Below are 25,907 nucleotides of genomic sequence, written 5' to 3'. Positions count from 1 at the left end.
TGGTCATGCGGCCGCCCAAGCGTCGACCTTGTCGCTGATCATGTGCAGCATCAGTGTGTGGATCTCCTGGATGCGCGGGGTCTCGGTGCTGGGGGCGAGGAGGAGGTGGTCGGCGTACGCGGCGGCCTTGCCACCGTCGCCGCCGCCGAAGAGTACCGTCACCGCCCCATTGGTCTGTGCGGCCTGCAGGGCGCCGACCACGTTCGGGGAGTTTCCGCTGGTCGTGAAGGCCGCCACCACGTCGCCCCGCCTGGCCAGCGCCTGGACCTGGCGGGCGAAGACGTCGTCGTAGACGTAGTCGTTGGCGATGCAGGTCATGACCGTGGCGTCGGTGGTGAGCGTCACGGCGGGCAGCGGGCGGCGGTCGCGCCGGTAGTGGCCGATCAGCTCGCCGGTCAGATGCTGGGCGTCGGCCGCGCTGCCGCCGTTGCCCACGGTGTAGAGGGTGCCGCCCCGGGTGAAGGTCTCGATGAGCAGGTCAGCGGTGGCTTCGACGGCGGGCAGCAGCGCCGCCATGCCGCGCGCGGCGGCGAGATGGCCATCGACGTGCTGCGCCAGCAGCTCGGGCATGGGAGATACGTCGGGCATTTGGTCTTTCCTGGTGCTAGGTCTGTGCAGTTCGGGCACCGCAGGAGCGAGGGCCTGTGGTTCCCGTCTGGGGGCGGGGCCTTCGCCTTGCGTGCGCGTCAGCGGGCGGTGCCGGTGATGAGGTCGTGGGCGACGGCGCCGGCCCCGACCACGCACACGCCGGCGCCGAGCGTGGCGAGCTGGATGCGCGCGCTGCGGGCGGCCGGCGGCATGGCGTCTCTGGCGACCGCGGCGGCGACGGGGTCGAGGAGCCGGGCGCCGGAACGGGTGACGCCGCCCCCGAGCACGACGAGCTCCGGCTCGAACGCGTTCACCAGGTCGGTGAGCGCGCTGCCCAGGGCCCATGTGGTCTCGTCCCAGATCTCGACGGCGAGCGGGTCGCCTGCCTCGGCGGCGCGGGAGACGTCCTCGGCGGTCGGTCGCTCGACGGCGGACAGGGACGAGGTGCGGCCGGCGGCCAGCGCCTCCCTGGCGCGCTCGGCGATGGAGGTGCCGGACGCGTACGCCTCCAGGCAGCCCATCCGGCCGCACGAGCAGCGGCGACCGCCCGGACGCACCATGACGTGACCCAGCTCGCCGCCGTTGCCGGCCGCGCCGCGGTGGAGCCGGCCGCCGATGACCGAGCCGCCGCCGACGCCCGTGGAGATCGTCAGGTAGAGCATGGTGCTGGTGCCGCGTCCCGCGCCGTAACGGAATTCGCCCAGCGCGGCGGCCGTGGCATCGTTCTCAAGGACCGCGGGGAGGCCGTATGCCTCCGTGGTCAGTGCGCAGATCGGGATGTCGACCCAGCCCGGGAGGTGCGGCGGGCACTCCAGCACGCCGGTCACCGTGTTCAGCGGCCCGCCGCAGGAGATGCCCACGGCGGCCACCTCGGGCAGGCCGGCCTCCGCGATCGCCTTCCTGCCCAGGTCGAACAGCCTGGTCAGAACGGCTCGCGGCCCCTCCTCCCTGTGGGTGGGGGCGAGCTGCCAGCCGTGGATCAGGCCATCGCCTGTGACCACGCCCGCGGCGAGTTTGGTGCCGCCGATGTCGAGCGACAGAACGGGGGGCAAATCGTGCTCCATTGGGCCTCCGACTGGGAACGACTGACGCACATGCCTATGACATCGTTCCCACATCGGATCCTAGGGCGAGTTTTCCCCGCGGGTCAACGCACGCCACGGGAGAAATGTCAGATCGCGGAGGTCGCTGGAGGTGGATGCGGCGGATCCCGGAGGTCGAGAAAGACCGGCGCGACCAGGTCGCGGGGCGTCTGACGCGGGGGCCGGCGTCACGCGGGGGCCGGCGTCACGCGGGCGCCGGGCGCCCGCCGCGGTGAGTGTGTCGCCCGTGCGGTGCTTCCAGGGGCGTGACGCGGGTCGCCGGGCGGCGTCTGCGGATCGCGAGAGTCGCCGGACCTTCGGCGCCGTCAGAGGGCCGGGGGGTGGGTGGTGGATTCGCGTTCGATGAGGTGGACGTTCAGCACCGTGGTGACCGAGTCGGACTCGGGCATCTCGATGCGTTCGTGCAGCCGGCGCACGGCCGTCGCGCCCAGGTTGAAGGTGTCCTGGGAGACGGCGGTGACCTGGGGCGAGACCATGCTCATCCAGGGCGCGTCGTCGAAGGCGACCAGGCTGATGTCGCTCGGCACGGCGAGGCCGCGTTCGCGGATGGCCCGCCAGACGCCCTCGGCGAGCACGTTGTTGGCGGCGAACACGGCGGTGGGACGGTCGGGGCCGCTCAGCATGTCGAGGGCCCGGCGGCGGGAGTCGGCGACGTCCCAGCCGGAGGAGACGACCAACTCGGGGTCGACGGTGATGCCCCCGGCCGTCAGCGCCTCCAGATAGCCCTGGTAGCGCTCGTAACCGGTGGTCCAGTCGGTCTCGTCGATGAACAGCGCGATGCGGCGGTGGCCGAGCTTGACGAGGTGGGCGGTGGCCGTACGGGCGCCGACGCGGTTGCCGACCACGACCCCGTCGGTCGAGCCGGCCGCGAACTGGCGGTCGACCTCGACGACCGGGATGCCGTGGGAGGACAGGTAGGTGGACACGGCGGAGGAGTTGGGGGTGACGATCACCCCGGCCACCCGGAGCGCCACCAGCGCCTCCGCGGCCTCGCTCTCGGTCTCGCCGGACAGGCTGGTGTCGGCCAGCACCATGGTGTAGCCGCGCTCACGGGCGGCGCTGCTGGCCCCGGCGGCCAGCTCGGCGTAGAAAGGGTTGCGCAGATCGCTCACCAGCACCCCGACCGACCGGCTGACCTGCTGCTTGAGCGTGCGGGCCATGATGTCGGGCACGTAGCCGAGCTCCTCGGCGGCGCGCAGCACGCGTTCGCGTACGTCGCTGGCCGCGTAACCACGCCCGGTGAGCGCCCGGGAGACCGTGGAGCGCGAGACGCCCGCGGCCTCGGCGACGTCTTTGATCGTGGGACGGCGGGAACGGCTGACGGGGGTGCTGCGCCGTTCTACGGTCATCGGTTCCCTTCCACGACCACGTCGACCAGCGCCTCGGCGTGCTGTCCGAGGCGCAGGTCGCCGATGGTCAGATCGACTGCCAGGCGTACGCGGCGGCGCGGCTCCGCGGGCGCGCCGAGCCGCAGATGCACCTGCTCCATACCCCCTCCAGGCAGCCTAAGCGTCAAAGATCCGGGCTCGCGCCGCCAGCCGGGCGGCACCACAGGCTCGATGGTGGCCACGGCCTTGTCCGGCCACGGGTTGCGCACGGTGGCCGTCAGCGTGATCTCGCCGCCCGCGGGGACGCTCGTATAGTACGGCGTCAGGCGGCACAGCACCCCGTCGGCACCGAGATCGAACCGCCCGGACGGGAGCAGGTCGTGGTGCAGCGCGACCAGCTCCTCACCTCGTTCGGTCAGCATGTGCAGGTAGTCGTCGTCCACCCAGCGGGGGCGCCAGTGGCCGCTGACCATGAGGTCGGGGCGCAGCCGGTTGTAGAGCGCGGCGCTCTTCCGGTAGTCCTCGATCCGGAACCTATTCTTGTACTGAAAATTCAGGATTTCCTGTCGTTCGCCCGGAACGCCCAATCCGTCCTGCTGGTCGCCGGTCACCAGCACCCGGTGCCCGTCCACCTCGAACGCGTACGCCGCCGCGAACATCGTGTGCCCGGGCAGGTCGTGGACCGTGATCTCGTACTCCCGCCAGCGCACGCTCTCCCCCAGCCCCAGCACCCGGTCGGCGGGGATGGGGTCGAACCACGTGCACGGCAGGTCGTGGTGGAGTGGCGTGGCCAGGATGGGCGCGATGTGGGAAGGTGCCCAGATCTCCGTGCCCTCGACGTCGCGCAGCAGCGGCATGCCGGCCACGTGGTCGTCGTGGTAGTGGGTCGGCACGGCCACCTCGACGGCGGTGACGCCGTAGTGCTCGCGCAGCGCGGGCAGCGAGGCCAGCCAGGGCCGCCGCGCCTCGCGGGCGGTGCTCTTCACGAGGCCGGTGCACATGTCGTAGCCGAAGTCGAAGACCATGGCCGCGCCCGACTCCGACAGCAGCACGTAGCTGTAGGACTGGCTGCTCCTGTTCATCAGCAGGTGGGGCGTGACCTCGATGAACGGGTTCTCCAGCAGGCCGCGCACGTCCCAGGGGCGCGGGCGGCGGAAGTCGACGTACCGCTGCATGGCGGACGAGAGCCTGGACAGCGCGTCCCGCGGCTCGGTCATCGGGTCGCCGTGCGAGGGCAGCAGCACGTCGAGGTCCTCGCGCTGGAGCAGCTCGGCGCTGACGACCACCATGGCGGGGCCCTCGTTCTCGGTGTACGACCACTGGGTGGCGGCCAGCGACCACACCTTGCCGGGCGCGTAGATCAGGTCGCCGGTGAAGGCCGTCCCGCCGACGACGTACGTCACCGAGCCGGGCGTGTGGCCGGGGGTGGGCAGCACGCGTACGTCCACCCCGCCGTATCGGGCCGTCCGATATTCGGGCACCACACCGGTGATCTCGACCGGCTCCAGCAGCGAGAACCGGTCGTCGCGCAGGTCGTAGTCGTTGTAGATCTGGCGGCCCGACCACAGCTCGTCGACCTTGTCGAACAGGTCGCGCTCGACCGGCGGCACGTGGATCGCGACGCCCGCCTCGGCCGCCCGATGCAGCCCCTGCACCTGGTCGCGGTGGTGGTGGGTGACCAGCACGTCGGTGATGCGGTCGAGGCCGAGCTCGCCCAGCAGGTCGAGCACCCGGCCGGAACCGAAGTCGATCGCGATGCCGGTGCGCGGCTCTCCGGGCTCGCCCGGGGCCTTGATGACGTAGACGTTGCAGGTGTCCTCGACGCGGAGCACCCCGGGCGCGACTTCGGTTACTTCCATACCCACGGGCCAGGAGTCTATCCGGTATCGTTCCCACAATGGATGCCCTGGAGTGGATTGTTCCCTGTCCGAAAAAGGCCACCATCGGTAGCGAACATCTGGTTCTGCGCGAGTGCCGGATCACGGGCGACCCCGCCGCCGTACGCGCCGTCGCAGCCCTCACCACCGCCCTGGGCGAAGCGGCAGCCGCCTGCCTCACCATCGACGTACGCCTGGACGCCGAGTTGCCACCCGAGGGCTACACGCTGAGCGCGGGCCCGTCCGGCGTGGTGATCACCGGCGCCGACCCGGCCGGGGCGTTCTACGGCGCGCAGACCCTGCTCGCGCTGGCCGCCGCACCCTGCGGGACGCATGCGCGGTGCGTGCCGGAGTGCGACGTGCGCGACTGGCCCGACCTGCCGCTCCGGGGCACGATCGAGGGCTTCTACGGCACCCCGTGGAGCCACGCCGAGCGCATGGAGCACCTGCGCTTCTCCGGGCGGCACAAGCTCAACTCCTACGTGTACGCGCCCAAGGACGACCCCTTCCACCGGGAGCGGTGGCGGGAGCCGTACCCGGAGGAGGAGCTGGCCAGGCTCGGCGAGCTGGTCGCGGAGGCGGCGGCGCAGCACGTCAGGTTCGTCTTCGCGCTCAGCCCCGGCCTGTCGATGGTCTACAGCGACCCGGCCGAGCGGGCGGCGCTGCGCGCCAAGGCCGAGCAGGTGTGGGAGATCGGCGTCAGGGAGTACGCGCTGCTCTTCGACGACATCCCGCCCGAGCTGGGCCACGAGCCCGACAAGGCGGTGTTCGGCACGGCGGAGGGCGTGAGCGCGAGCGCCCACGCGGCGGTGTGCCGCGACTTCGCCGAGCACTTCCTCGCCCCGCACGGCGCCGACCGGCCGCTGACCATGGTGCCCACCGACTACGCGGGCACCGCGCGCTCGGCCTACCGCGACCGGCTGGCGGCCGAGCTGCCCGCCGACGTGCTGGTCTGGTGGACCGGGTCCGACATCGTCGTGGGGGCGATCTCCGCCGACGACATGCGGGCGGCGGCGGCCTCCTACGGGCATCGGGTGGCGTTGTGGGACAACTTCCCCGTCAACGACTTCGACTTCGCCCGGGTCTTCCTCGGGCCGCTGGTCGGGCGCTCGACGGAGCTGGACGGTGTGCCCCTCGAAGGCATCACCGCCAACCCCATGGTGGAGGCGGCGGCCTCACGCATCGCGCTGACCACGGTCGCCGACTACGCCTGGCACCTGGCGGCGTACGACCCGGCGCGCTCGCATGAGCGCGCGGTACGCCTGGTGCCCGGCGCGACCGACCTGCTGCCTTTGGTGCAGGTTTGTTCCTCCTGGCCCCCGAGCGCCGACCAAAGCCCCGGACTGACCGCCCTGTGCACCTCCGTCCTGAAGAACGGGGCGGCACCGGAGACCGGGACGCCGCCGGAAGGCGACGCCACGCCGGGCAGCGGTGACGCGTCAGAAGCCGGGGCCGGTGAGCGGCTGCGGGCCGAGCTGGGCCGGCTGGCGGCGCTGCCCACCGACGCGCCGAGCGCGCTGGCACGTGAGCTGGCCCGCTGGGTGCCGGCCGCCCACGACATGGCCGCCGCCGGCCTGGCCGCCCTCGACCTCCTGGAGGGCGTCGAAGGCCGCACGCCGGCCCAGGTGACGGAGGCGCTGACCCGCGCCGAGGCCCACGAGGCGAACGTCCTGCGCCGCGTCATCCCACCCTTCGTCCGCGAGGTCCTCACCCGCGCCGGCACTCCGTCCTGACACACGAACGCCCGCTCCGGCGGTTACCGGAGTGGGCGGGCCGGAATGGAGCGAGCAGGCACCGGCCCCCGGGTCAGAGGGAGAGGACCTGTCCGGCTGCCGCCAGGTCCTCCTGGAGGGCTGTGACGTCCACGTCCTGGACCGCCTTGCCGGTCGCCGCGGACCGGGCGGCGGCGAGGCCGGCGGCGTGGCCGAGCATCTGGTACTGGACCTCCATCCGGATGGAGGAGAACGCCACGTGCGAGGCCGACACGCACACCGGCACGACCAGGTTCGCGCACTCCTCCCTGCGCGGCACCAGCGCCCGGTAAGGGATCTGGTACGGCGCCACCCCCACCGACAGGTATCCCTCGGTGACCACCATGGGGATGGGGTCGGGGTGCTCGTAGACCCAGCGCCAGGTCCGCTGCACCTCGCGGATGTCGAGGTGGTAGGACCCCATGGCGACCACGTCGGGATGCCGCCGCCCCTCGACCAGGTCGTGCTCGGTGAGGTGCGCCTCGCCCAGCATGCGCCGCGCCTCGCGGACATAGAGCTGGTGCGGCAGGTGCCCGGTGTCGGCGAACTCGTCGGCGGGCAGCCCCCACCGGCCCAGCTCGGCCCGCACGACGGCGGGCACCTCGGGGTCGTGGGAGAGGAAGTACAGCAGGTCCTGGGCGTGGTGGAGGTGGTGCAGGCGGATGCGCTCGCGCTCCTCGGGCCCCGCGTCGGGGTAGGCCCAGGCGGAGCGGTCGAGCACGCTCAGCGAGAACGGCCCGAGGGAGTTGCCGTCGGCCTTGCCGTTCGGCAGGTTCGGCTCCAGCCCGACGAGCTGCCCGGCCCGCGGCGAGACGCCCTGCTCGCGCCAGTGGCGGAAGAGCCGGCGGCCGAGCTCCCAGTGCTCGTCGTCGTAGCCGGGCCGTCGTGCGAACGGGATGCGGTCGGGCGCGGTGGACATGCAGACGCGGTAGCCGTACGACATGACGCCGCCGTCCCCCTCGCCCACCTCGGCCATGGGGCCGTCGGCGACCTGCGGAAGCAGCGTGCCGTCGGCGCGGAACGGCGAGACGTACGGCGGGAAGTTGTGCATGCCGGGCATCACCTCACGCCGCCCGGCGAACCGCTCGCCGTGCAGGGCCCTGTCCTCGCGGCCGACCTGGTAGCTCACCCCTGCGGCGGCCATCAGGTCGCCCTCGTAGCTCGCGTCCACGAAGACGCCGCCCGCGTAGTCGCCGCGCAGGGTGGCGGCGGAGAAGATCCGGTCGCCGGAGGTGACGACGGTGCGCAGGGCGGCGCCGAAGACGACCTCGACCCCGGCCTGCTCCAGCCAGGACAGGAAGATCTGCTCGGCGACGTGCGGCTCGGGGCCCGCGTAGTGCCCCGGCGCGACTTCGTAGGCGTCGGCGACGGCCTGGCGGAACTCGGCCGCCATGCCGCCGAGCACGCGGGCGTCGCCGATGTCGGTGTAGCCGAGCCCGCCGGAGGTCATGCCGCCGACGTGCCTGCCGGGTTCGAGCAGCACGGTGTCCAGGCCGCGCCGGGCGGCGGCCACGGCGGCGCACACGCCGGCCGACGTGGCGCCGTGGACGACGACCTCGGCCTGCCTCATCGCCGCCACCACGCGGCGATCCGCCGCAGGTCGTCGCCGGTGATCGGCTCGCGGCTGTTGTCGATGGACTCGACGTAGTAGAGCGCGGGCACGCCCAGCCCGGGCTGCGCCTCGGCGTAGGCGAGCCAGTCGGCCCTGCTCGGCATCGGCCACTGGTCGGTGTCGATGAGGTGGTCCGGCATGGCGGCCGCGGCGACGGCGTGGCGGTAGCGGAGCTGGTCGACGGCGGGCACGGGGTCGCCGGCCGCGTCGACCTCCAGCACGTCGTTGAGCCTGATCATGTCGCTGACGTCGGCGAAGGCCGGGTGCGGGGTGTGGGTGATCATGAGGGCGTCGGGTTTGACCTGCTTGGCGGCGTCGTACATGGTGGCCAGCAGCTCGTGGAGGAGGGCGATGCCCCAGGTGGAGCCGTACGTCTTCAGGTGGGAGCCGCTCGGCGACCACTGCGTGAAGTCGATCTTGAACCCGTCGGCGTCGAGCTCGCCGAGCAGGCGCTCCATGATGGCGCGGACCCGCTGCCGGTAGGCGGGGTTCGACGGGTCGGCGGCCACGGCCCGGCCACCCGCGTCGGTCACGCACTCCTCGACCGGCAGGCCGTCGGCCGACCAGGCCCGCCACCACAGCAGCACGCGCTGCCCGCGGGCGTGCCTGGCGGCGATCCACGCGCGCAGGTCGGGCCACTTCTCCTCGTCGGTCTCCAGGTCGCCGTACGTGAGCTGCCAGCGGTCGTCGATGACGATCGTGCCCGGCACCACGCCGTGCTCCTCCAGCCTGCCCAGCCACTCGTCGTAGAGGTCCTGGCGGGACAGCGTGACCGGCGAGACGCCGTCGGCCCTGGCGCACTGGGCGCCCCAGCCGCAGAAGATCGGCTCGCTCCACCACGCGGCCCGCTCCCCTGCCGGCCCCTGAGGGGCCAGGCCGTGCTCGACGAGGTCGGCGCGGTGGTGGGTGATCGCCTCCCAGGGCGAGGACGCGAAGCGGAACACGACGGCGGGCGAGGTCCAGGAGCCGCGTACCTCGGTGTGGCCCTCGTAGTCGAAGCGCAGCAGGGCGCCGCCGTCGAGCGGCTCGTACGTCAGCTCGGTGAAGGTCAGGCCGGCGATCCCGGCGCGTACGGACGCGCCCAGCCACGGCCCGTCCGGCACCGCGGTCGGCCCGGCGGGCGCGTCCTTGCAGAAGGCCAGCACCAGCGGCGGCGGCGAGAAGACCGCGTGCAGCCGCCCGGGGGAGGCGTCGCCGACGACGGTCAGCGCGACCGGCGCGGACACCGGCCGCACCACGTTCACCGGATGGGCGGGCGTGGGGCTGAACACGCCGCGCGCGTGCACCCCGGAGCGGAACGTGCCGGCCGCCCTGGTGTTGAGCACGGCCCGGCCGCCGAGCAGCGTCACGTCGCTGAGCACGCCGTCGCCCTCGACCCGCACCTCGACCGCGATGGTCTCGGGCGTGCAGGTCAGCCGGACCGTCTTGCTCTGCCACTCGGTGGTGCGCTGGGGGAAGTCGAAGACGGCCACGCCGTCGCGCTCCGCGAGCACGGGCGGCAGCGTCTCGTACGTCTCGTCTCGCCCTCCCCTGGTGTTGACCGAGGCCAGCAGGTTGACCGACAGCCACCCTTCGAGCTCGGCGCTGGCGTCGGTGCGGGAGACGGTCAGGCGGTAGTGGCCACTGTCCACGTAGTGGGCGGTGGCCGTGGTGGTGATCCGCATGGGTTAGCCGAAAGCCTCGATCCTGGGTGTGGCGGGCGCCGTGCCGCCCGCCGCGATGAGCCGGGCGTAGTAGCGCCCGGAGTCCTTGATGGTACGCACGCCGCTCGCGTAGTCGACGTGCACGAGCCCGAACCTGGGCCGGTAGCCCAGGGCCCACTCGAAGTTGTCCATGAGCGACCAGTGCAGGTAGCCCCGCACGTCGGCACCCGCGTCGATGGCGGCGCCGACGGCTTCGACGTGGTCGCGCAGGTAGGCGATGCGCCGGTCGTCATGGACCCGGCCGTCGTGGGTGGGGGCGTCGCCGAAGACCCCGCCGTTCTCGGTGATCATGAGGGGGACGCCGGGGAAGCGGCGGGACAGGCCGATGAGCAGGTCGCGCAGCGCGCCGGGGTTGATCTCCCAGCCCTCGTCGGTCCGCGCGACGTCGCCGCTCGGGCCGACCACCTTCCAGGGGAACGGGGCCGGCGGCGCGGCGGCCATGACGCGGCGCGTGTAGTAGTTGATGCCGAGGTAGTCGCTGCGCCCGCCGATGGCGGCCTCGTCGCCGTCGGCGATGAAGTCGAGGCCGTGGCCGAGTGCCCGTTCCCAGTGCTCGCGCATGTCGGCGGGGTATCCGTCGCCGAGCAGCGGGTCGAGGTACCACCGGTTGACGTAGCCGTCGGAGCCGGCCGCCGCCGCGCGGTCCTCGTCGCTGTCACCGGCCGGGTCGCAGGGGAAGAGGCTGAGCGCGCAGCCGGCCTTGACGCCCTGGTGGGCGTGCAGCACGTCGGCTGCGGCGCCGTGGCCGAGCAGCACGTGGTGCCCGGCCTTGACGGCGGTGCCGAGGTCGGCGACGCCGGGCGCGTGCAGGCCGAGCTGGTAGCCGAGCAGCGCGATGATCCAGGGCTCGTTCTGGGTGATCCACCAGGTGACGCGGTCGGCCAGGCGATCGGCGACGGCCTGCGCGTACGCGGTGAAAGCGTTTACGGAAGAGCGGTCCGCCCAGCTCAGCCCGGCCGGCATGTCCCAGTGGTTGAGCGTCAGCACCGGCTCGACGCCCGCCTCCAGCAGCGCGTCGGTGAACCGCTCGTAGTGGTCGAGCGCCTTGGGGTCGGGGTGCGCGCCGCCGGGCATGACGCGGGACCAGCCGGTCGAGAAGCGGTAGGCGGTCAGGCCCAGCTCCTTGACCAGCTCGATGTCCTCGCGCCAGCGCACGTACGAGTCGCAGGCCCGCGAGCCGTCGCCGCCGCCCTCGACCGCGCCGGGGCGGCGGCAGAACGCGTCCCACACCGACTCGCCCCGGCCGTGATGTCCCTCGATCTGGTACGCCGAGGTGCCCGCGCCCCAGAGGAACCCGTCAGGAAAGCTCATCCCTTGCTTCCCGTCGTCGCGATGCCCTTGATGAAGTGCTTCTGGCCCAGGAAGAACAGGATGATCATCGGGATGGTGGTGATGACGCTGGCCGTCATGACGATCTCCCAGTGCCACTCACCGCCGAACCCGAACTGGTCGAGCAGCGCCTTCAGCCCGCGCGGCACGGTGAAGGTCTCGGAGTCGCGCAGGTAGATGAGCGGCCGCATGAGGTCGGTCCAGGCGGCCTGGAACTCGAACAGCAGGGTCACCACGACCGCCGGCTTGCACAGGGGCAGGGCGATGCGGGTGAAGATCTTCCAGTTGTTCGCGCCGTCGATCTTGGCCGCCTCGAACGGCTCGCGCGGCAGGCCCATGAAGAACTGCCGCAACAGGAAGATGTAGAAGGCACTGCCGAACAGGTTCTGGGCCCACAGCGGCGTCAGCGTGCCGACCGCGCCGAGCGAGTTCCAGATGAGGAAGACCGGGATCATCGTGACCGCGCCCGGCAGCATCATCGTCGCCAGCACCACGCCGAACAACGCGTTCCTGCCGGGGAAGCGGAAGTAGGCGAACCCCCAGGCCACCATCGCGCTGGTGACCGTCACGGCCACCGCCGCCAGCACCGTCACCAGCAGCGTGTTGGCCATCCAGAGGCCGAGCGGGGCCTCCTGCCACACCTGGATGTAGTTGTCGAAGGTGAACGTCTCGGGGATGAGCCGGTTGTCGAACACCTCGCTGCGCGGCTTGAAGGACGCGCTGAGCAGCCAGATGAACGGGTAGATGAACGCGACGGTGAACGCGCCCAGCGCGACCCAGGTCAGGATCTTCGCGGCGCGCCTCATGGGTTACCCCCTTCGTAGTGGACGTAGCGCCTGGTCACCACGATCTGCACGGCCGTGATCGCCATGATGACGATGAACAGCAGCCAGGCGAGCGCGGAGGCGTACCCCATGTGCAGGAACTCGAAGGCCTGCTGGAACAGGTAGATCGCGTAGAACAGCGCGGCGTCGTTGCTGTAGGTGGTGTTGCCGGCGCCGAAGAAGGCGGTGTACGCCTCGGTGAACGACTGCAGGGCGTTGATGCTGTCCACGATGAACAGGAAGAACAGCGTGGGACTGATCATCGGCACGGTGATCCGCAGCAGCCGCTTCCACCAGCCGGCGCCGTCCACGAGGGCGGAGTCGTACAGCTCCTGCGGGACGCCGCGCAGCGCGGCCAGGATGATGACCACGGAGGAGCCGACCGTCCACAGGTTCATCAGCACCAGGGCCGGCTTGACCCAGTTCGGGTCGGTGGTCCACGCCGGGCCGTCGATGCCGAAGACGCCGAGGAAGGCGTTGATCAGGCCGTCCTGGCCGTTGAACAGCAGCAGCAACAGGATGCCGATCGCGACCGGCGGCGTCATCTTCGGCAGGAAGAACGCCGTACGGAAGAAGCCGGTGGCCTTGCTGGCGCTGTTGAGCAGCAGCGCCAGCCCCAGCGCGACGACGAGGTGGGTCGGCACCGACAGCACGGCGAACACGAACGTGTTCCACAGCGCCAGGCCGACCTTCGGGTCCTCGAAGAGCTGCACGTAGTTGTCGAAGCCGACGTAGTTCGGGTCGTTGATGACGTCGTAGTCGGTCAGCGACAGGTAGGCGCTGTTGATGACGGGCCACGCGGTGAAGACGACGAAGCCGATGATCCAGGGGCTGATGAACAGCAGCGCCGCCCTGGTCTCGATGAAGCGCGCGCTGCGCCGCCGTGGTGGCCGTCCTGGTGTTCTGGTACGGGAAGGGGACATCTCAGTTCGTACGCTTCGTCCAGCCGGCCCATGCCTTGTCGAGCGCCGCCTGGGCGTCCTGCTGGGCCTTGTCGAGGGCGGCCTGCGGCTCGTCCTGGCCGTTGAGCACCCGGTTCACGGCGTTCTGCCAGGCGTCCTTGAACTCCTTGTCGGCCGGGTTGGCGGGGAGGCTGAAGGTGTTCTTGTTGGCCTCGTAGAACGCCTTGACGCCCTCGTCCCAGGTGGCGCCGCCGGAGGTGAGCATCTTCTCGATCTCGGCGTCGGCCTTGACGTTGCCGGTGAGGATGCCGGTGAACGGCTTGCCCTCGGCCTTGCGCTTGTCGAGGCGGGCCTGGGCGGCGGCCTTCCAGGTGTCGACCAGGGTCATCGACTTGGCGAAGCGGCAGGCCGCGCCGGGGTTCTTGGCGCCCTTGGGGATGGCCCACGACGAGCCCGACGAGTAGGCCAGCGCCTTGCCCTCCGGGGTGCGGAAGGTGTCGAAGGCCATCGGCGCCTTGGGCGAGACGTCGTTGAGCACGTTGACGTACCACTGCTCCATCGGCATGGCGCCGAGGGCGTTCTTGGCGTACTGGTTGCCCTTGCCGAAGAAGTCGGCCGAGTCGCGCACGGCCTTGACCTTGGCGAAGCCGCCCTGCGCGTCGTAGATGGAGACGGCGAACTGCAGCGCCTTCACCACCTCGGGGCTGTTGAGCTGGGCGGTCCTGCCGTCGGCCGAGAGCAGGTCGGCGCCGAGCGACTTGGCCCACAGCGGCAGGAACTCCGGCAGCTTGCTGTCGAAGCCGATCACCTTGAGCTTGCCGCCGGGCGCCTTGACCAGTTTCTTGGTCGCGGCGGTGATCTTCTCCCAGCTGGAGCCGTTGACGTCGTCGATGGTCAGGCCGGCCTCCTTGAGCAGGTCGGCGTTGGCCATCGTGATCTGGACCTGGTTGAACTCGGGGATGGCCCAGATCTCGTCGCCGAAGGTCACCTGGGCGAGGGCGTTGGGGTTGTACATCGAGGTGTCGATCTGCTCGCCCTGGATGCAGGCGGTCAGGGGGATGATCGCACCCCGTGAGGCGAAAGTGCCGATCTGGTCGCGGTTGGCGTAGATGATGTCCGGCGGGTCGCCGGCCGCGACCGAGGACAGGAACTGCTGGATGTCCAGGTCACCCTCGATCAGCTTCACGTCGGCGCCGCCGAGCGCCTTCTTGGCCAGATCGACGCGGGTGGTCCCGATCTCGTCGGTCGCGCCGAAGCCCATGGCCGAGATCGTGCCCTGATAGGAGGCACCGGGGTTGTACTGGCCTGCCGACGGGGTCGGGTCGGCCGCTCCACCGGTGCCCTTGGCGCACGACGTGAGCGCCAGCGCGAGGGACACGGACAGGACGGACCAGCGGACAAGTGGGGTTCTCATTGGGGGTTTCGCCTCCACACTGATCAAGCGGGGCATCAGGCATGCTGATGACGGCCACGTGGCGCCAGGCCAGTGTGGCAACGTTCACACATCTGAGAACGTACCCATACCGCTGAAATCCCGTCAACCACTCCATCCACTGCGTTTCGGTGACGTTAACAACTCCAAGGGTGTGGGACGCCCCACTGGGACACCTGTCGGGAACGACCACAGCCCCTTCCCCGTCGGCGATCCCGTACACGCGCGAGGGCCCGGCCGAAGCGATCGGCCGGGCCCTCTGGTGCAGGCGCCCTGGGGCAGGGGGGTAGGGCGCCCTTCTGGGAAAGCCCCGTGCGGGTCAGCCCCGGATCAGTGCGTGCTCGCCTTCTCCGCGCCGACGCCGGTGAGCGAGCGGACCTCGATCTCGGCGTACTTGGCGGCGTTGTACTCCTTGCTGAGGACGGTGCCGATCCAGCCGCACAGGAAGCCCAGCGGGATCGAGACGATGCCGGGGTTGCTCAGCGGGAACCAGGCGAAGTCGGCACCCGGGAACAGCGCCGTCTTGCCGCCGGAGACCACCGGCGAGAAGATGACCAGCAGCAGGGCGGAGACCAGACCGCCGTAGATAGCCGAGACCGCGCCGGCGGTGTTGAACCTCTTCCAGAACAGGCTGTAGAGGATCGCCGGCAGGTTGCCCGACGCCGCCACCGCGAACGCCAGCGCCACCAGGAACGCCACGTTCTGGCCCTGGGCGAGGATGCCCAGGCCGATCGCCACGGCGCCGATGACGAGGGCGGAGATGCGGGCCACGACGACCTCCTGCCGCTCGGTGACCTGGCCGCGCTTGAAGACGTGCGCGTACAGGTCGTGCGAGAAGCTGGAGGAGGAGGCCAGCGTCAGACCCGCCACCACGGCCAGGATCGTGGCGAACGCCACAGCGCCGATCAGCGCCAGCAGGATCGTGCCGCCGACGGAGCCGAAGATCTCCTCACCGATGCGCTGTGCCAGCATGGGCGCCGCGGTGTTGCCCGCCGCGTCGCCCGCGGCGATCGCGTCCTTGCCGACCAGGGCCGCCGCGCCGAAGCCGAGGACCAGGGTGAGCAGGTAGAAGACGCCGATGATGCCGATGCCCCAGAGCACCGACTTGCGGGCGTCCTTGGCGGTGGGCACGGTGTAGAAGCGGATGAGGATGTGCGGCAGGCCCGCGGTGCCGAGCACCAGTGCCAGGCCCAGGCTGATGAGGTCGATCTTGCCGGCCAGGCCCTGCGCCTCGGTGCCGTACTTCAGGCCGGGGATCAGGAAGCTGCCGGGGTTGCCCGAGGGGCCGCTGGTCGCGGCGGCCTGGCCGAGCAGCGCCGAGAGGTTGAAGCCGAACTTGCCGAGCACCAGCAGCGTCACCAGCGCGGCGCCGCTCATCAGCAGCACGGCCTTGACGATCTGGACCCAGGTGGTGCCCTTCATGCCGCCGAAGACGACGTACACGATCATGAGGGCGCCGACGCCGATGATCGTCCACGCCTTGCCGGCCTCGCCGGTGATGCCGAGCAGCAGGCCGACCAGCGCGCCCGCGCCGACCATCTGGGCCAGCAGGTAGAAGATGCTGACCACGATGGTGGAGACGCCCGCCGCCGTACGGACGGGCCGCGGGCTCATGCGGAAGGCCAGCACGTCGGCCATGGTGAACTTGCCGGAGTTCCGCATCAGCTCGGCCACCAGCAGCAGCGCCACCAGCCAGGCGACGAGGAAGCCGATCGAGTAGAGGAACCCGTCATATCCGGACAGGGCGATGATGCCGGCGATGCCGAGGAACGAGGCGGCCGACATGTAGTCGCCGCCGATCGCCAGGCCGTTCTGCACGCCGCTGAACGACCGGCCGCCCGCGTAGTAGTCGGCGGCCGTCTTGGTCTGGCGGCTCGCCCAGACGGTGATCGCCAGGGTGAAGGCCACGAAGGTGAGGAAGAGAATCATCCCCAGGGTCGTCGAGCTCACTGAGTCTTCTCCTCCACCTCGTGCCGCAGCTTGTCAGCGATCGGGTCGAGCTGCTTCTCGGCGTGCCTGGAGTAGGCCCACGCGATGAGGAAGGTCGACACGAACTGCAGCAACCCGAAGATCAGCCCGACGTTGATCTCGCCGAACAGCTTGATGCCCATGAAGTCGCGCGCCCACCCCGACAGCACCACATACAGCAGGTACCAGACGAGGAACGCCACGGTCATGGGGAACGTCCAGCGGCGGAAGCGCCGCTTCAGGTCCTGGAACTCACTGCTCTCCTGAACTTGCTCATAAACCGATGCGTCATGTTCTTGTGTCGTCACGAGACCTCCACTGTGATGCGGATCACGCCCAACGTAAGAGCGCAACCTACCCGGCGTGGAGATGCCCCGAAGGGTTGTTCGGCGAGCCGCTGATGCACCGCGCTTAGTTGGAACGGGCTTGCGGCGAAAGGTCCGTCTGGCGCGATGAGCGGTCGGTTATCCCTTTCACTCCCTTACCGGTCATCCCTTCACCGCGCCCGCCGTCAGCCCCTCCACGATGTAGCGGCGGACGGCGGCGAACAGCACGAGCGTCGGCAGCACCGAGACGACGGTGGCGGCCGCCATCGAGCCCCAGTCGATGTCGTACTGGGTGATGAAGGAGTTCATGGCGACCGGGATCGTCTTGGCGTCCTCGCTGTCGATGAACGTGATCGCGAGGAACAGCTCGTTCCAGCACTGCACGAACGCGAAGATGAACGTCGCGGCGATGCCGGGCAGCATGACCGGGATCACCACGCGCACCATGGCCACGAGGCGCGAGGCGCCGTCCACCTGGGCCGCCTCCTCCAGCGCCACCGGCACCCGCTCGTAGAAGCCGCGCATGATGATCGTCGAGAACGGCACCAGCATGGCGACGTACACCAGCATGAGCCCGGCCAGCCGGTTGAGCAGGTCGAGGTCGGACATCAGCAGGTAGAGCGGCCCGAGCGCGATGAACAGCGGGATCATCTGGGTGACCAGGAACGCCAGCATCAGCGCCCCGCGCCCGGGAAAGGCGAAGCGGGCCAGCGTGTAGCCGCCGAGGACGCCGATCGCCGTCACCACCCCCGCGGAGACGAGCGACACCAGCAGCGAGTTGAGCAGGTACGTGCCGAAGTCGGCGAACGAGAACAGCTCCTCGTAGTGCTCGAACGTCACCTTCGACGGCCAGTAGCGCAGCGGCACCGAGAAGATCTCCGGCTGCGGCTTGAGCGAGGTGACGACGATCCAGTACAGCGGGAACAACGTGATCAGCAGCCAGCCGCCCAGCACGAGCACCTTGGCGGTCGTGGCGAGGCGCCGCAGCGGGGTGCGCGCGGTCATCGGGCCTTCTCGAATCTCGTGGCGTTGAGGTAGAACACGCTGAACGCCAGCAGCAGCCCCAGCACGAGCAGGCCGACCGCGCCGGCCCTGCCGTAGTCGCCGCCGATCACCTGCTGGATGAGGAACGTGGTGACGATGTCGGTGCTGCCGGCCGGGCCGCCGCCGGTCATGGAGTAGATCAGGTCGGGGAAGTTGAGTATCCAGATGATCCGCAGCAGCACGATCAGCGCCAGGGTGGGCCTGATGTGCGGCAGCGTCACGTGCCAGAACCGCCGCCACCGCGAGGCGCCGTCCACGGCCGCGGCCTCGTAGAGCTCGCCCGGCACCGACTGCAGCGCGGCCATGATCATGATGGCGAAGAACGTGACGCCGTACCAGATGTTGGCCACGATCACCGACGTCATCGCCCAGCCGGGCGTGGCGAGGAACCCGATGCGCTCGTCGATGATCCCCGCCTTGAGCAGCAGGTCGTTGATCACGCCGAACTGGCCGTTGAACAGCCACCGCCACAGCAGCCCGATCAGGAACCCCGACATCGCCCACGGGAAGAACACCCACGCCTGGTAGAGCCCGCGCCCCCGGAAGTGCCCGCGCAGCAGCAGCGCCAGGCCGAAGCCGAGGAAGAACTGGAAGAACAGCGAGACCGCCACCCACGTGCCGGTGTTGCGCAGCGCCGTCCAGAACCGCTCCTCCGCCAGCACCGCGCGGAAGTTCTCCAGGCCGGTGAACGGGGTCGCGGTCAGGTCGAACAGCGAGTACCGCTGGAACGCGATGACCGCGCCCCTGATCATCGGGTAGTACGTGAACAGCGCGACGAACACCACGCCCGGCAGCAGGCACAGCGCGATGAACCGGGCCCGCCGGACGGTGAACGTCCTCAAGAGACCTTCTTGGCCTGGTCGGCCCAGAAGGCGTCCCATGCCTTCAGCACCTCGGCCGTGCTCTTCTTGCCGGTGATCAGGGCCTGCACGTCACGGTCGGAGTCGACCAGGAACTGGCTCCAGCCCGGATAGTCCACCGGCCTGATCGTGATCACCTGTTTCGGGTCCTGCTGCGCCTCCAGGTACGCCTTCCACGCGCCCTGCGAGAACTGCGGGTCGCTCTGTGCCTGCTTCGAGATCGGGATCAGCGAGTTGCCCTTGGCGAAGGCGATGCTCTGCTCCGCCTCCGACAGGTACTGCACCAGCTTGACCGCCTGCTCCGGGTGCGCGCTGAAGGAGGTGACGCCCCAGCCGGCGTAGCCGACGGGCTGGAAGGCGTACCCGGTGGGGCCCTTCGGGATGGGGGCGGTGGCCCAGTTCGTCAGGCCGCTCTCCTCGACCGTCTTGATGACCTCGGGGTCCTGGATGAGCATGCCGGTGACGCCCGAAGTGAAGCCCTGCACCATCTCGGGGAAGCCCCAGGCCACGGAGTCGGGCGGCGACGCCTCACGGTAGATCTTGACGAACAGGTCGAGCGCCTGCGCCGCCTCGGGCGTGGCGAAGATCGTCCGCTTGTCCTTGAGGAAGAACGACTTCTCCGGGTCGAGCGCCTCTCCGTTGTACGCGCTGATCATCATCACCGCGTAGTCGGCGCCGCCCTTGCCGCCGCGGAAGGAGTAGCCGTAACGGTCGCCGGTGGTCTGGGCCTTGCCGGCCTCGTACAGCTCCTGCCAGGTGGCGGGCGGCCGCGTCAGGCCGCGGTCGGTGCGGTAGAACAGCGTGCGCTGGTAGAAGCCGTACGGGATGAGGTACGCCTTGCCGCCCACCTCGACCGCCTTCTTCTGGGCCAGCTCGGTCAGGTCCGACCAGCCGGCCCAGCCGGTCGTGGGCAGCTCGGCCAGCCAGCCGTTGTTGGAGAAGGACTTGGCGGTGTGATCGCGCACCTCCAGCACGTCCAGGTCCTTCTTCGTCTGCAGGATCTGGGTGATCTTCTGGTCGGCGCTGTCGAGCGGCGGGGAGACGAGCTCGACGGTGACGCCGGGGTTGGCCTGCTCGAAGCCGTCGAGGAGGGACTTGATGAGCTTCGTACGTTCTGGACTGGTCAGACTCTCGATCATCCGGAGCCGCACCTCTCCCCCGGACCCGGCGGATCCGGAGGAGGAGCCGCAGCCCGCGAGGACGAGCGTGGCGGCGACCGTGGCTGCTAGGAGGGGATTTCTCACGACGAGCCTCCCGCGAAGGGCAGACAGCGCTGTCAATCACGATGCTGTCCTTCACGTTAGGCGGACATGCCCTCCAGCGCCAGACCGAGATCCTTGATCAGGGTGTCCGCGGGCTCCAGGCCGACGGACAGGCGGACGAGGCCGACGGGGATGCCCATGGTGACGCGGACGCTCTCCTCGGTGGTCAGCGCGGGCGCGTTCACCAGGCTCTCGAACCCGCCCCACGACACCCCGATCCGGAAGTGCCGCAACTGGTTGATGAACCGGCCGACCTGCTCCCGCGACTCGGTGTCCAGCACGAGGCTGAACAGGCTGGAGAAGCCCGACATCTGCCGCAGCGCGACCGCGTGCCCGGGATGCGACGGCAGCCCCGGGTGGTTCACCTCGCGCACCGCGGGATGGCCCTCCAGGAACGCCGCCACCGCCAGCCCGCGCTCCTGGTGCGCCGCCATCCGCACCGGCAGCGTACGCAGGCCCTTGATCACCTTGGCCGCGTCATGCGGCGACATCGCGGCCCCGTACAGCTGGTACTCCTGCAACGCCAGCGGCCTGACCAGCCGCGACGGCCCCACGACGACGCCGCCCACGAGGTCGCTGTGCCCGCCGACGTACTTCGACAGCGAGTGCACGACGAGGTCCACCCCCATCGTCAGCGGCTTCTGGAACAGCGGCGTGGACCAGGTGTTGTCCATCACCGTCAGCAGCCCGCGCTCGCGCGCCCAGGCCGTCACCTCCGTGATGTCCACGATCTGGTAGGCCATGTACGACGGCGACTCGAAGTAAAGTATTCGGGTGCTGGGCCTGATAGCGCTATCACCTGCCGCGAGGTCGTCGACGTGCGTATGCGACACCCCGAACTTCTCCAGATAGCGCAGGAACTGCGTGGTGGGCCCATAGACCGCACCCAGCACCAGCACGTGATCGCCGGCCGACACGAGCGAGGAGATGGTCGCCGAGATCGCGCCCATGCCCGAGCCGAAACACTTCGCGCGCTCTCCCCGCTCCAGCGCCGCGAGCTTACGCTGGGCGAGATCCACCGTCGGGTTGGTCCCCCGCCAGTAGACGTAACGCTCGTCCTCGTCCTTGACGGCCGCGCCCAGCTCCTCCGCCGTCTCGAACGTGAACAGCGAGTTCTCGAACACCGGCGGGTTGACCGCGCCCAGCACCCAAGGCTCGTCCTCACCCAACCGGCCACAGATCCATTCGTCATCCATGGGGGCACACTATGACAGCGCGGGAGAACGGCGACCTCGTGGTCTCGCTGAACGACGGTCAGGAGGCCGCCACGCGCAAGCCCACCATGGCCGACGTCGCGCGGCACGCGGGCGTGAGCCTCAAGACCGTCTCCCGGGTCGTCAACCAGGAGCCGCACGTGCGGGCCTCGCTGCAGCAGCGGGTGCAGGCCGCCATCGACGCGCTCGGCTACCGCCGCAACGAGGCCGCCGCCCGGCTCGCCAGGGGCGCCTCCATGCTGACGCTCGGGCTGGTCATGGAGAACATCTCCAACGAGTTCTACGGCCGCCTGGCCGCCGCCGTGGAGGCCGCCGCCGCCGAGCACGAGGCGCTCGTCGTGTTCGGCTCGTACGAGGAGAGCGCCGACAAGGAGCGCATGCTCATCGAGTCGATGTACGCCCGCGGCGTCGACTCCCTCATCGTCGTGCCGTCGGCCGCCGACCACGGCTGGCTGGCCAGGCACGCCGGGCTCACCACGGTGTTCGTGGACCGGGTGCCGCCCGGCCTGGTGACCGCCGACGCGGTGCTGCTCGACGACGTGCGCGGCGGCCAGGTCGCCACCGAGCACCTGCTGGCCCACGGCCATCGCAGGATCGCGCTCATCTCCGACGACGAGGACATCAGCTCGGTGCACGACCGGGCCGCCGGTCACCGTACGGCGCTGGCCGCCGCCGGGGTGCCCGCCGACGAGACACTCGTGGTGCACGCGGTGTACGACCCCGCCCGGGTGGCCCGCGAGGTCGCCAGGCTGCTCGACCTGGCCGACCCGCCCACCGCGTTCTTCGCCACCAACAACCGGGCCGCGATCGGCATCCTCCAGGCGCTGCGCGAGCGGCCCGAGCGGCCCGCGTACGTGGGGTTCGACGACTTCGCGCTGGCCGGCGTGTTCAACCCGGGCGTCACCGTGGTCCGCTACGACACCGCGCGGCTCGCCAGGGCCGCCGTGGACCTGCTGCTCAACCCCTCGCGCGCGGGCCGCAGGGTCAAGGTGCCGATCGAGCTGGTGGCGCGCGGCTCGGGCGAGCTGCCGCCCCCATGACGCCCGCCATGACGCCCGCGTGACACTCAAAACCCGGTCACGTCTCCACAAGCTCCGCACGCCCGGCGGATGAGCGGGTACCCCCTGTCTCGACCGACGGGGAGCTGAGCATGTCCGAGGGCGCCGAGGAGGCCAGGGTCGACACCGACCCGGACGTCTATCTCGACGTGCCCGAGGTCAAGGTGGACGAGATCACCCTCGACGTCCAGGACCTGCGGGCCAGGGTGTCGCTCCAGGCCGAGGTGCTCGACCTGCTCAAGCTCAATGTCGGCGCGGACGTCTTCCTCGGCAGCGTCAACCTCACCATCAAGGGGGTGGAGGCGCAGGCGCTGCTGAAGGTGCGGCTGGACAACGTGGCCCGCATCATCGACCGGGTCCTGCAGACCATCGACACCAACCCGCAGCTCCTCGAGCACCTCACCAGGGGCGTCGGCCGCGCGGTCGAGGACATCGGCCTGGGCGCGGGCCACGCGGTCCGCGACGTCGGCGCGGGCGCCGGTGGGGCGGTCAGGGACGTGGGCGCCGGTGCCGGCGGCGCGGTCAGGGACGTGGGAGCGGGCGCCGGCGGCGCGGTCCGCGACCTGGGAGCGGGCGCGGGCGGCGCCGTACGGGACGTCGGCGCGGGCGCGGGCGGGGCGGTCAGGGACGTGGGCGCGGGCGCCGGCGACACCGTCCGCGAGGTGGGCGCGAGCACGGGCGACACCGTCCGCGAGGTCGGGTCGATCACAGGCGCCCTGGGGGAAGGGGAGCACCATGCCGAAGCCGGAACGCCCGGAGAACCCCGACGTGGAGATCAGCGCCACGGCGAAGGCGAAGGAGCTGCGCTTCCACGACCGTCCCAAGGTGGTGGTGCGCGCGCATGCCGAGCCGGATGGCGAGTGCTTCTGGGGCAGCGACCGGACGAACCTGCCTGAGCAGGTGGAGCCGGACGTCACCTACCAGGACATCCGCATCGACTTCCGCCTCGGCGCCAAGCTCACTGCCCCGGACGACTAGGACGAGCGGGGCCGCCAGTCGCCGCGGTCGAGGTCGAGGTTCTCCGGGGTGTGCAGGCGGACCATCGTCCGCGCCACCCCGGCCGGCACGCGGTGCGGGGTGAGGAACGACACCGCGATCATCACGGTGAACGCGATGGGCACCGTCCACGCCGCCGGCTGGGCGAGCAGCGCCCCCGCCAGCCCGCCCTGGGGCCCGGCGACGATCGTGACGAGGACGGCGCCGCTGGCCAGCCCGCCCCCGATGAACAGCCCGGCGAGCGCCCCGATCGTCGACAGGCGCCGCCACCAGATGCCGAGCACGAGCAGCGGGCAGAACGACGACGCGGCCACCGCGAAGGCCAGCCCCACCACGTCCGCCACCGGCAGCGCCCGCGCCCACAGCGCGAGGGCCAGCGGCACCGCGACCGCCATCAGCGTGGCCTCCCTGAACGAGCGCACCCCGCCCTTGAGCAGGTCCTGGGCGATGACTCCCGCCACGGACACGGTCAGCCCCGACGAGGTGGACAGGAACGCCGCGAACGCGCCTGCGGTGACCAGCGCGGTCAGCAGGTCGCCGAGCGTGCCGCCGATCATGCGGCTGGGCAGCGTGAGCACGACCGTGTCGGTGCGGACGAGGTCGGGGGCGTACAGGCGGCCGAGCCAGCCGTACACGGCCGGGAGCAGGTAGAAGGCGCCGAGCAGCGTGAGGACGACGAGCGTGGTGCGGCGCGCGGCCCGTCCGTCGGGGTTGGTGTAGAAGCGCACGAGCACGTGCGGCAGCCCCATGGTGCCGAGGAAGGTCGCGAGGATCAGCGAGTACGTCGAGTACAGCCCGTACTCCTTGCCGCCCACCAGCGGCACCTGCCAGGTGGCCGCGTCGGCGGCGCTGAGGCCGGGCGCGCCGTCGCCCTGCCAGGCGATGAGCAGGAACACCAGCGGCACGGCCAGCGCGGTCAGCTTCAGCCAGTACTGGAACGCCTGCACGAACGTGATCGACCGCATCCCGCCCGACAGCACGTTGACCGCGACGACGACGGCGACGAGCAGGCCGCCCACCCAGACGGGCGCGCCGGTGATCGTGCGCAGCACCAGCCCCGCGCTCTGGAACTGCGGCATGAGGTAGAGCCAGCCGATCAGCACGACGAGCACGCTGGCGGTGCGGCGCACGGTCATCGACTCCAGCCGCGCCTCGGCGAAGTCGGGCAGCGTGTACGCCCCCGACCGCCGCAACGGCGCCGAGACCAGCACCAGCAGCACCAGGTAGCCGCCGGTCCAGCCGACGGGCAGCCACAGCATGTCCACGCCGAAGGACAGGATGAGCCCGGCGACGCCCAGGAAGGAGGCCGCCGACAGGTACTCGCCGCCGATGGCGGAGGCGTTCCAGAGCGGGCTGACCGTGCGGGAGGCGACGTAGAAGTCGGAGGTCGTCCGGGAGAACCTGATCCCGAACGCCCCGATGAGCACGGCCGCCACCATGACGACCAGGACCGCGGTCAGGCTCATGCGGCACCCGCGCCCGTGAAGGAGACGTTCACCGGCGCTCGACCAGTTCGGCGAAGTGACGCTCGTTGCGCTCGGCCTGCCGGACGTACAGCCACGCCCCGATGACGAACGCGGGGTAGATGAGCCCGGCCAGCACCGCCCACGGCAGCGGCACGCCCAGCAGGTGCACCTCGCGCAACTCGGGGATGAGCAGGAACAGCAGCGGCAGCCCGCCGACGACGCAGGCCAGCACCGTGCAGACGAACAGCGCCAGCCGGAACTGGGTGCGCAGCAGCGAGTGCATGTAGACCTCGCCGAGCCTGGTCTGCTCGTCGATCTCCCGGGTGGCGGGGTAGCGGGGGCGGCGGGCGGCGGCCGTGCGGGGGCTGGTGACGGCGATCCTGCGCGGCGCGTCCGCTCCCCGCCGCGAGCCCTCCGAGGCCCGCCTGGAGCCGTCGGACGACCGGCGCGGCTGCTCGGGGCGGGGCAGCGGCGAGCGCCGGCCCTGACGTGGCTCGGAGCTCATTCCTGCCTGCCCTTCCTGGCCCGCCGCACCAGCAGGTCACGCAGCTCCCGCGTGTGCCGGCGGCTGACCGGTAGCTCGGTGTCACCGACGCGTACGGTGCACTTGCCCGAGTCGATGTGCAACTCCTCGATGTGTTTCACGGCCACCAGGTGGCTGCGGTGCACCCGGACGAACCCGGCCGACGCCCACCGCTCCTCCAGCGTGGCGAGCGGGATGCGCACCAGGTGGCTGCCGGAGGCGGTGTGCAGGCGGGCGTAGTCGCCGTGCGCCTCGACGTAGATGACGTCCGCGCTGGAGACGAACCGGGTCACCCCGCCCAGCTCGACCGGGATCGTGTCGCTCTCGCCGCCCTCCGCGGGCACGTCGGCCGAGACCGCGACCCGCCTGATGGCCTCCGCGAGCCGCTCGGGGCGCACCGGCTTGAGCAGGTAGTCCTCGGCCTTGATCTCGAAGGCGTCCACCGCGTGCTCCTCGTACGCGGTCACGAACACCACCCTGGGCGGGTTCGCGAACTGCGACAGCAGCCGCCCGAGCACCACGCCGTCGAGGCCGCGCATCCTGATGTCGAGGAACACGGCGTCGATCGGCCGCCCCTCGGCGATGGCGCGGTCGAGCAGCCGCAGCGCGGCGGCGCCGTCCCGCGCGGTCGCGACCTCGCCGATGCGGGGGTCGGCGCGCAGCAGGTACGACAGGTCTTCCAGAGCGGGCAACTCGTCGTCGACCGCGAGTACCCGGAGTTGTGCCATAGACAGTGATGAA

General features: G+C 70.7%; 22 protein-coding genes. 3 read left to right on the top strand and 19 right to left on the bottom strand.

The annotated features are described in order from the left end of the window. Nucleotides 1–3: 3 nt before the first annotated feature. The 4 genes from AB0K28_RS02950 to AB0K28_RS02935 form a co-directional block, all read right to left on the bottom strand. A complete protein-coding gene (locus AB0K28_RS02950; protein ID WP_355430668.1) occupies nt 4–588 on the bottom strand; it encodes an SIS domain-containing protein in 585 nt (194 codons plus the stop codon). 98 nt (nt 589–686) lie between these two features. Beyond that, the gene (locus AB0K28_RS02945) at nt 687–1,640 is read right to left on the bottom strand and encodes an ROK family protein (RefSeq protein ID WP_364364339.1); all 954 of its coding nucleotides are present in this window, start codon (nt 1,638–1,640) and stop codon (nt 687–689) included. 356 nt (nt 1,641–1,996) lie between these two features. Next, the gene (locus AB0K28_RS02940) at nt 1,997–3,040 is read right to left on the bottom strand and encodes a LacI family DNA-binding transcriptional regulator (protein WP_364364336.1); all 1,044 of its coding nucleotides are present in this window, start codon (nt 3,038–3,040) and stop codon (nt 1,997–1,999) included. Continuing rightward, complete coding sequence (locus AB0K28_RS02935; protein ID WP_345386823.1) at nt 3,037–4,878, bottom strand: MBL fold metallo-hydrolase; 1,842 nt, start codon at nt 4,876–4,878, stop codon at nt 3,037–3,039. Before AB0K28_RS02935 ends, AB0K28_RS02940 begins: the two co-directional genes overlap by 4 nt. A 38-nt stretch (nt 4,879–4,916) precedes the next feature. Here AB0K28_RS02935 and AB0K28_RS02930 point away from each other — a divergent pair, with 38 nt between their 5' ends. Then, nucleotides 4,917–6,629 (top strand): beta-N-acetylglucosaminidase domain-containing protein, encoded by a 1,713-nt coding sequence (locus AB0K28_RS02930; protein WP_364364333.1) that lies wholly within the window; start codon nt 4,917–4,919, stop codon nt 6,627–6,629. A gap of 73 nt (nt 6,630–6,702) precedes the next feature. Here AB0K28_RS02930 and AB0K28_RS02925 read toward each other — a convergent pair whose 3' ends face one another. From AB0K28_RS02925 to AB0K28_RS02870, 12 genes are all read right to left on the bottom strand, one after another. After that, the gene (locus AB0K28_RS02925) at nt 6,703–8,217 is read right to left on the bottom strand and encodes an FAD-dependent oxidoreductase (RefSeq protein ID WP_364364330.1); all 1,515 of its coding nucleotides are present in this window, start codon (nt 8,215–8,217) and stop codon (nt 6,703–6,705) included. Further along, a complete protein-coding gene (locus tag AB0K28_RS02920; protein ID WP_364364327.1) occupies nt 8,214–9,923 on the bottom strand; it encodes a hypothetical protein in 1,710 nt (569 codons plus the stop codon). The genes AB0K28_RS02925 and AB0K28_RS02920 overlap by 4 nt, the downstream gene beginning before the upstream one ends. Before the next feature lie 3 nt (nt 9,924–9,926). Beyond that, nucleotides 9,927–11,273 (bottom strand): GH1 family beta-glucosidase, encoded by a 1,347-nt coding sequence (locus AB0K28_RS02915; RefSeq protein WP_364364324.1) that lies wholly within the window; start codon nt 11,271–11,273, stop codon nt 9,927–9,929. Beyond that, nucleotides 11,270–12,097: a carbohydrate ABC transporter permease gene (locus tag AB0K28_RS02910; protein ID WP_345386831.1), complete on the bottom strand. Its 828-nt coding sequence runs from the start codon at nt 12,095–12,097 to the stop codon at nt 11,270–11,272. The genes AB0K28_RS02915 and AB0K28_RS02910 overlap by 4 nt, the downstream gene beginning before the upstream one ends. Next, nucleotides 12,094–13,038, bottom strand: coding sequence for a sugar ABC transporter permease (locus AB0K28_RS02905; protein WP_345386832.1), 945 nt, complete (start codon nt 13,036–13,038; stop codon nt 12,094–12,096). The genes AB0K28_RS02910 and AB0K28_RS02905 overlap by 4 nt, the downstream gene beginning before the upstream one ends. Before the next feature lies 1 nt (nt 13,039). Beyond that, nucleotides 13,040–14,431 (bottom strand): hypothetical protein, encoded by a 1,392-nt coding sequence (locus tag AB0K28_RS02900; RefSeq protein ID WP_364364319.1) that lies wholly within the window; start codon nt 14,429–14,431, stop codon nt 13,040–13,042. A 348-nt stretch (nt 14,432–14,779) separates the two neighbouring features. Next, nucleotides 14,780–16,378, bottom strand: a complete 1,599-nt coding sequence (locus tag AB0K28_RS02895) for a cation acetate symporter (protein WP_345386834.1) — start codon at nt 16,376–16,378, stop codon at nt 14,780–14,782. A gap of 17 nt (nt 16,379–16,395) precedes the next feature. Beyond that, a complete protein-coding gene (locus AB0K28_RS02890) occupies nt 16,396–16,725 on the bottom strand; it encodes a DUF485 domain-containing protein (RefSeq protein ID WP_345386835.1) in 330 nt (109 codons plus the stop codon). Between the two features lie 180 nt (nt 16,726–16,905). Continuing rightward, a complete protein-coding gene (locus tag AB0K28_RS02885; protein WP_364364316.1) occupies nt 16,906–17,748 on the bottom strand; it encodes a carbohydrate ABC transporter permease in 843 nt (280 codons plus the stop codon). After that, a complete protein-coding gene (locus tag AB0K28_RS02880; protein WP_345386838.1) occupies nt 17,745–18,629 on the bottom strand; it encodes a sugar ABC transporter permease in 885 nt (294 codons plus the stop codon). The genes AB0K28_RS02885 and AB0K28_RS02880 overlap by 4 nt, the downstream gene beginning before the upstream one ends. Next, nucleotides 18,626–19,786, bottom strand: coding sequence for a sugar ABC transporter substrate-binding protein (locus AB0K28_RS02875; protein WP_364364313.1), 1,161 nt, complete (start codon nt 19,784–19,786; stop codon nt 18,626–18,628). The genes AB0K28_RS02880 and AB0K28_RS02875 overlap by 4 nt, the downstream gene beginning before the upstream one ends. Before the next feature lie 161 nt (nt 19,787–19,947). Beyond that, nucleotides 19,948–21,105, bottom strand: coding sequence for a PLP-dependent aspartate aminotransferase family protein (locus AB0K28_RS02870; RefSeq protein WP_364364310.1), 1,158 nt, complete (start codon nt 21,103–21,105; stop codon nt 19,948–19,950). An 11-nt stretch (nt 21,106–21,116) separates the two neighbouring features. Here AB0K28_RS02870 and AB0K28_RS02865 point away from each other — a divergent pair, with 11 nt between their 5' ends. Together AB0K28_RS02865 and AB0K28_RS02860 are read left to right on the top strand one after the other, a co-directional pair. Beyond that, on the top strand, nt 21,117–22,163 hold the full coding sequence (locus AB0K28_RS02865) for a LacI family DNA-binding transcriptional regulator (protein WP_364364307.1): 1,047 nt from the start codon (nt 21,117–21,119) through the stop codon (nt 22,161–22,163). A 110-nt stretch (nt 22,164–22,273) separates the two neighbouring features. Next, nucleotides 22,274–23,077 carry a hypothetical protein gene (locus AB0K28_RS02860; RefSeq protein ID WP_364364304.1) on the top strand — a complete coding sequence of 268 codons (804 nt, stop codon included), beginning with the start codon at nt 22,274–22,276 and terminating at the stop codon, nt 23,075–23,077. 78 nt (nt 23,078–23,155) lie between these two features. Here the strand turns inward: AB0K28_RS02860 and AB0K28_RS02855 are convergent, their stop codons facing one another. The 3 genes from AB0K28_RS02855 to AB0K28_RS02845 are packed head-to-tail and all read right to left on the bottom strand — an operon-like array spanning nt 23,156 to nt 25,894. Beyond that, on the bottom strand, nt 23,156–24,643 hold the full coding sequence (locus tag AB0K28_RS02855) for a cation acetate symporter (RefSeq protein ID WP_364364301.1): 1,488 nt from the start codon (nt 24,641–24,643) through the stop codon (nt 23,156–23,158). Nucleotides 24,644–24,671: 28 nt separating this feature from the next. Next, the gene (locus tag AB0K28_RS02850; RefSeq protein ID WP_355430788.1) at nt 24,672–25,148 is read right to left on the bottom strand and encodes a hypothetical protein; all 477 of its coding nucleotides are present in this window, start codon (nt 25,146–25,148) and stop codon (nt 24,672–24,674) included. Further along, nucleotides 25,145–25,894, bottom strand: coding sequence for a LytTR family DNA-binding domain-containing protein (locus tag AB0K28_RS02845; RefSeq protein WP_355430791.1), 750 nt, complete (start codon nt 25,892–25,894; stop codon nt 25,145–25,147). The genes AB0K28_RS02850 and AB0K28_RS02845 overlap by 4 nt, the downstream gene beginning before the upstream one ends. Nucleotides 25,895–25,907 lie beyond the last annotated feature (13 nt).

It is taken from the genome of Nonomuraea sp. NPDC049504 (assembly GCF_040676845.1).
In the GTDB taxonomy this organism is placed as follows: Bacteria; Actinomycetota; Actinomycetes; order Streptosporangiales; family Streptosporangiaceae; genus Nonomuraea; species Nonomuraea salmonea.
Note: the sequence above shows the minus strand (reverse complement) of the source record. Positions and strands in the feature narration are given on the sequence as shown.

Bases quoted from the DNA above. Each gene is read 5' to 3' on its own strand.
- AB0K28_RS02950 (WP_355430668.1), bottom strand. From the start codon at position 588: ATGCCCGACGTATCTCCCATGCCCGAGCTGCTGGCGCAGCACGTCGAT.
- AB0K28_RS02940 (WP_364364336.1), bottom strand. From the start codon at position 3,040: ATGACCGTAGAACGGCGCAGCACCCCCGTCAGCCGTTCCCGCCGTCCC.
- AB0K28_RS02935 (WP_345386823.1), bottom strand. From the start codon at position 4,878: ATGGAAGTAACCGAAGTCGCGCCCGGGGTGCTCCGCGTCGAGGACACC.
- AB0K28_RS02930 (WP_364364333.1), top strand. From the start codon at position 4,917: ATGGATGCCCTGGAGTGGATTGTTCCCTGTCCGAAAAAGGCCACCATC.
- AB0K28_RS02925 (WP_364364330.1), bottom strand. From the start codon at position 8,217: ATGAGGCAGGCCGAGGTCGTCGTCCACGGCGCCACGTCGGCCGGCGTG.
- AB0K28_RS02920 (WP_364364327.1), bottom strand. From the start codon at position 9,923: ATGCGGATCACCACCACGGCCACCGCCCACTACGTGGACAGTGGCCAC.
- AB0K28_RS02915 (WP_364364324.1), bottom strand. From the start codon at position 11,273: ATGAGCTTTCCTGACGGGTTCCTCTGGGGCGCGGGCACCTCGGCGTAC.
- AB0K28_RS02910 (WP_345386831.1), bottom strand. From the start codon at position 12,097: ATGAGGCGCGCCGCGAAGATCCTGACCTGGGTCGCGCTGGGCGCGTTC.
- AB0K28_RS02905 (WP_345386832.1), bottom strand. From the start codon at position 13,038: ATGTCCCCTTCCCGTACCAGAACACCAGGACGGCCACCACGGCGGCGC.
- AB0K28_RS02900 (WP_364364319.1), bottom strand. From the start codon at position 14,431: ATGAGAACCCCACTTGTCCGCTGGTCCGTCCTGTCCGTGTCCCTCGCG.
- AB0K28_RS02895 (WP_345386834.1), bottom strand. From the start codon at position 16,378: ATGATTCTCTTCCTCACCTTCGTGGCCTTCACCCTGGCGATCACCGTC.
- AB0K28_RS02885 (WP_364364316.1), bottom strand. From the start codon at position 17,748: ATGACCGCGCGCACCCCGCTGCGGCGCCTCGCCACGACCGCCAAGGTG.
- AB0K28_RS02875 (WP_364364313.1), bottom strand. From the start codon at position 19,786: ATGATCGAGAGTCTGACCAGTCCAGAACGTACGAAGCTCATCAAGTCC.
- AB0K28_RS02870 (WP_364364310.1), bottom strand. From the start codon at position 21,105: ATGGATGACGAATGGATCTGTGGCCGGTTGGGTGAGGACGAGCCTTGG.
- AB0K28_RS02865 (WP_364364307.1), top strand. From the start codon at position 21,117: ATGACAGCGCGGGAGAACGGCGACCTCGTGGTCTCGCTGAACGACGGT.
- AB0K28_RS02860 (WP_364364304.1), top strand. From the start codon at position 22,274: ATGTCCGAGGGCGCCGAGGAGGCCAGGGTCGACACCGACCCGGACGTC.
- AB0K28_RS02855 (WP_364364301.1), bottom strand. From the start codon at position 24,643: ATGAGCCTGACCGCGGTCCTGGTCGTCATGGTGGCGGCCGTGCTCATC.
- AB0K28_RS02850 (WP_355430788.1), bottom strand. From the start codon at position 25,148: ATGAGCTCCGAGCCACGTCAGGGCCGGCGCTCGCCGCTGCCCCGCCCC.
- AB0K28_RS02845 (WP_355430791.1), bottom strand. From the start codon at position 25,894: ATGGCACAACTCCGGGTACTCGCGGTCGACGACGAGTTGCCCGCTCTG.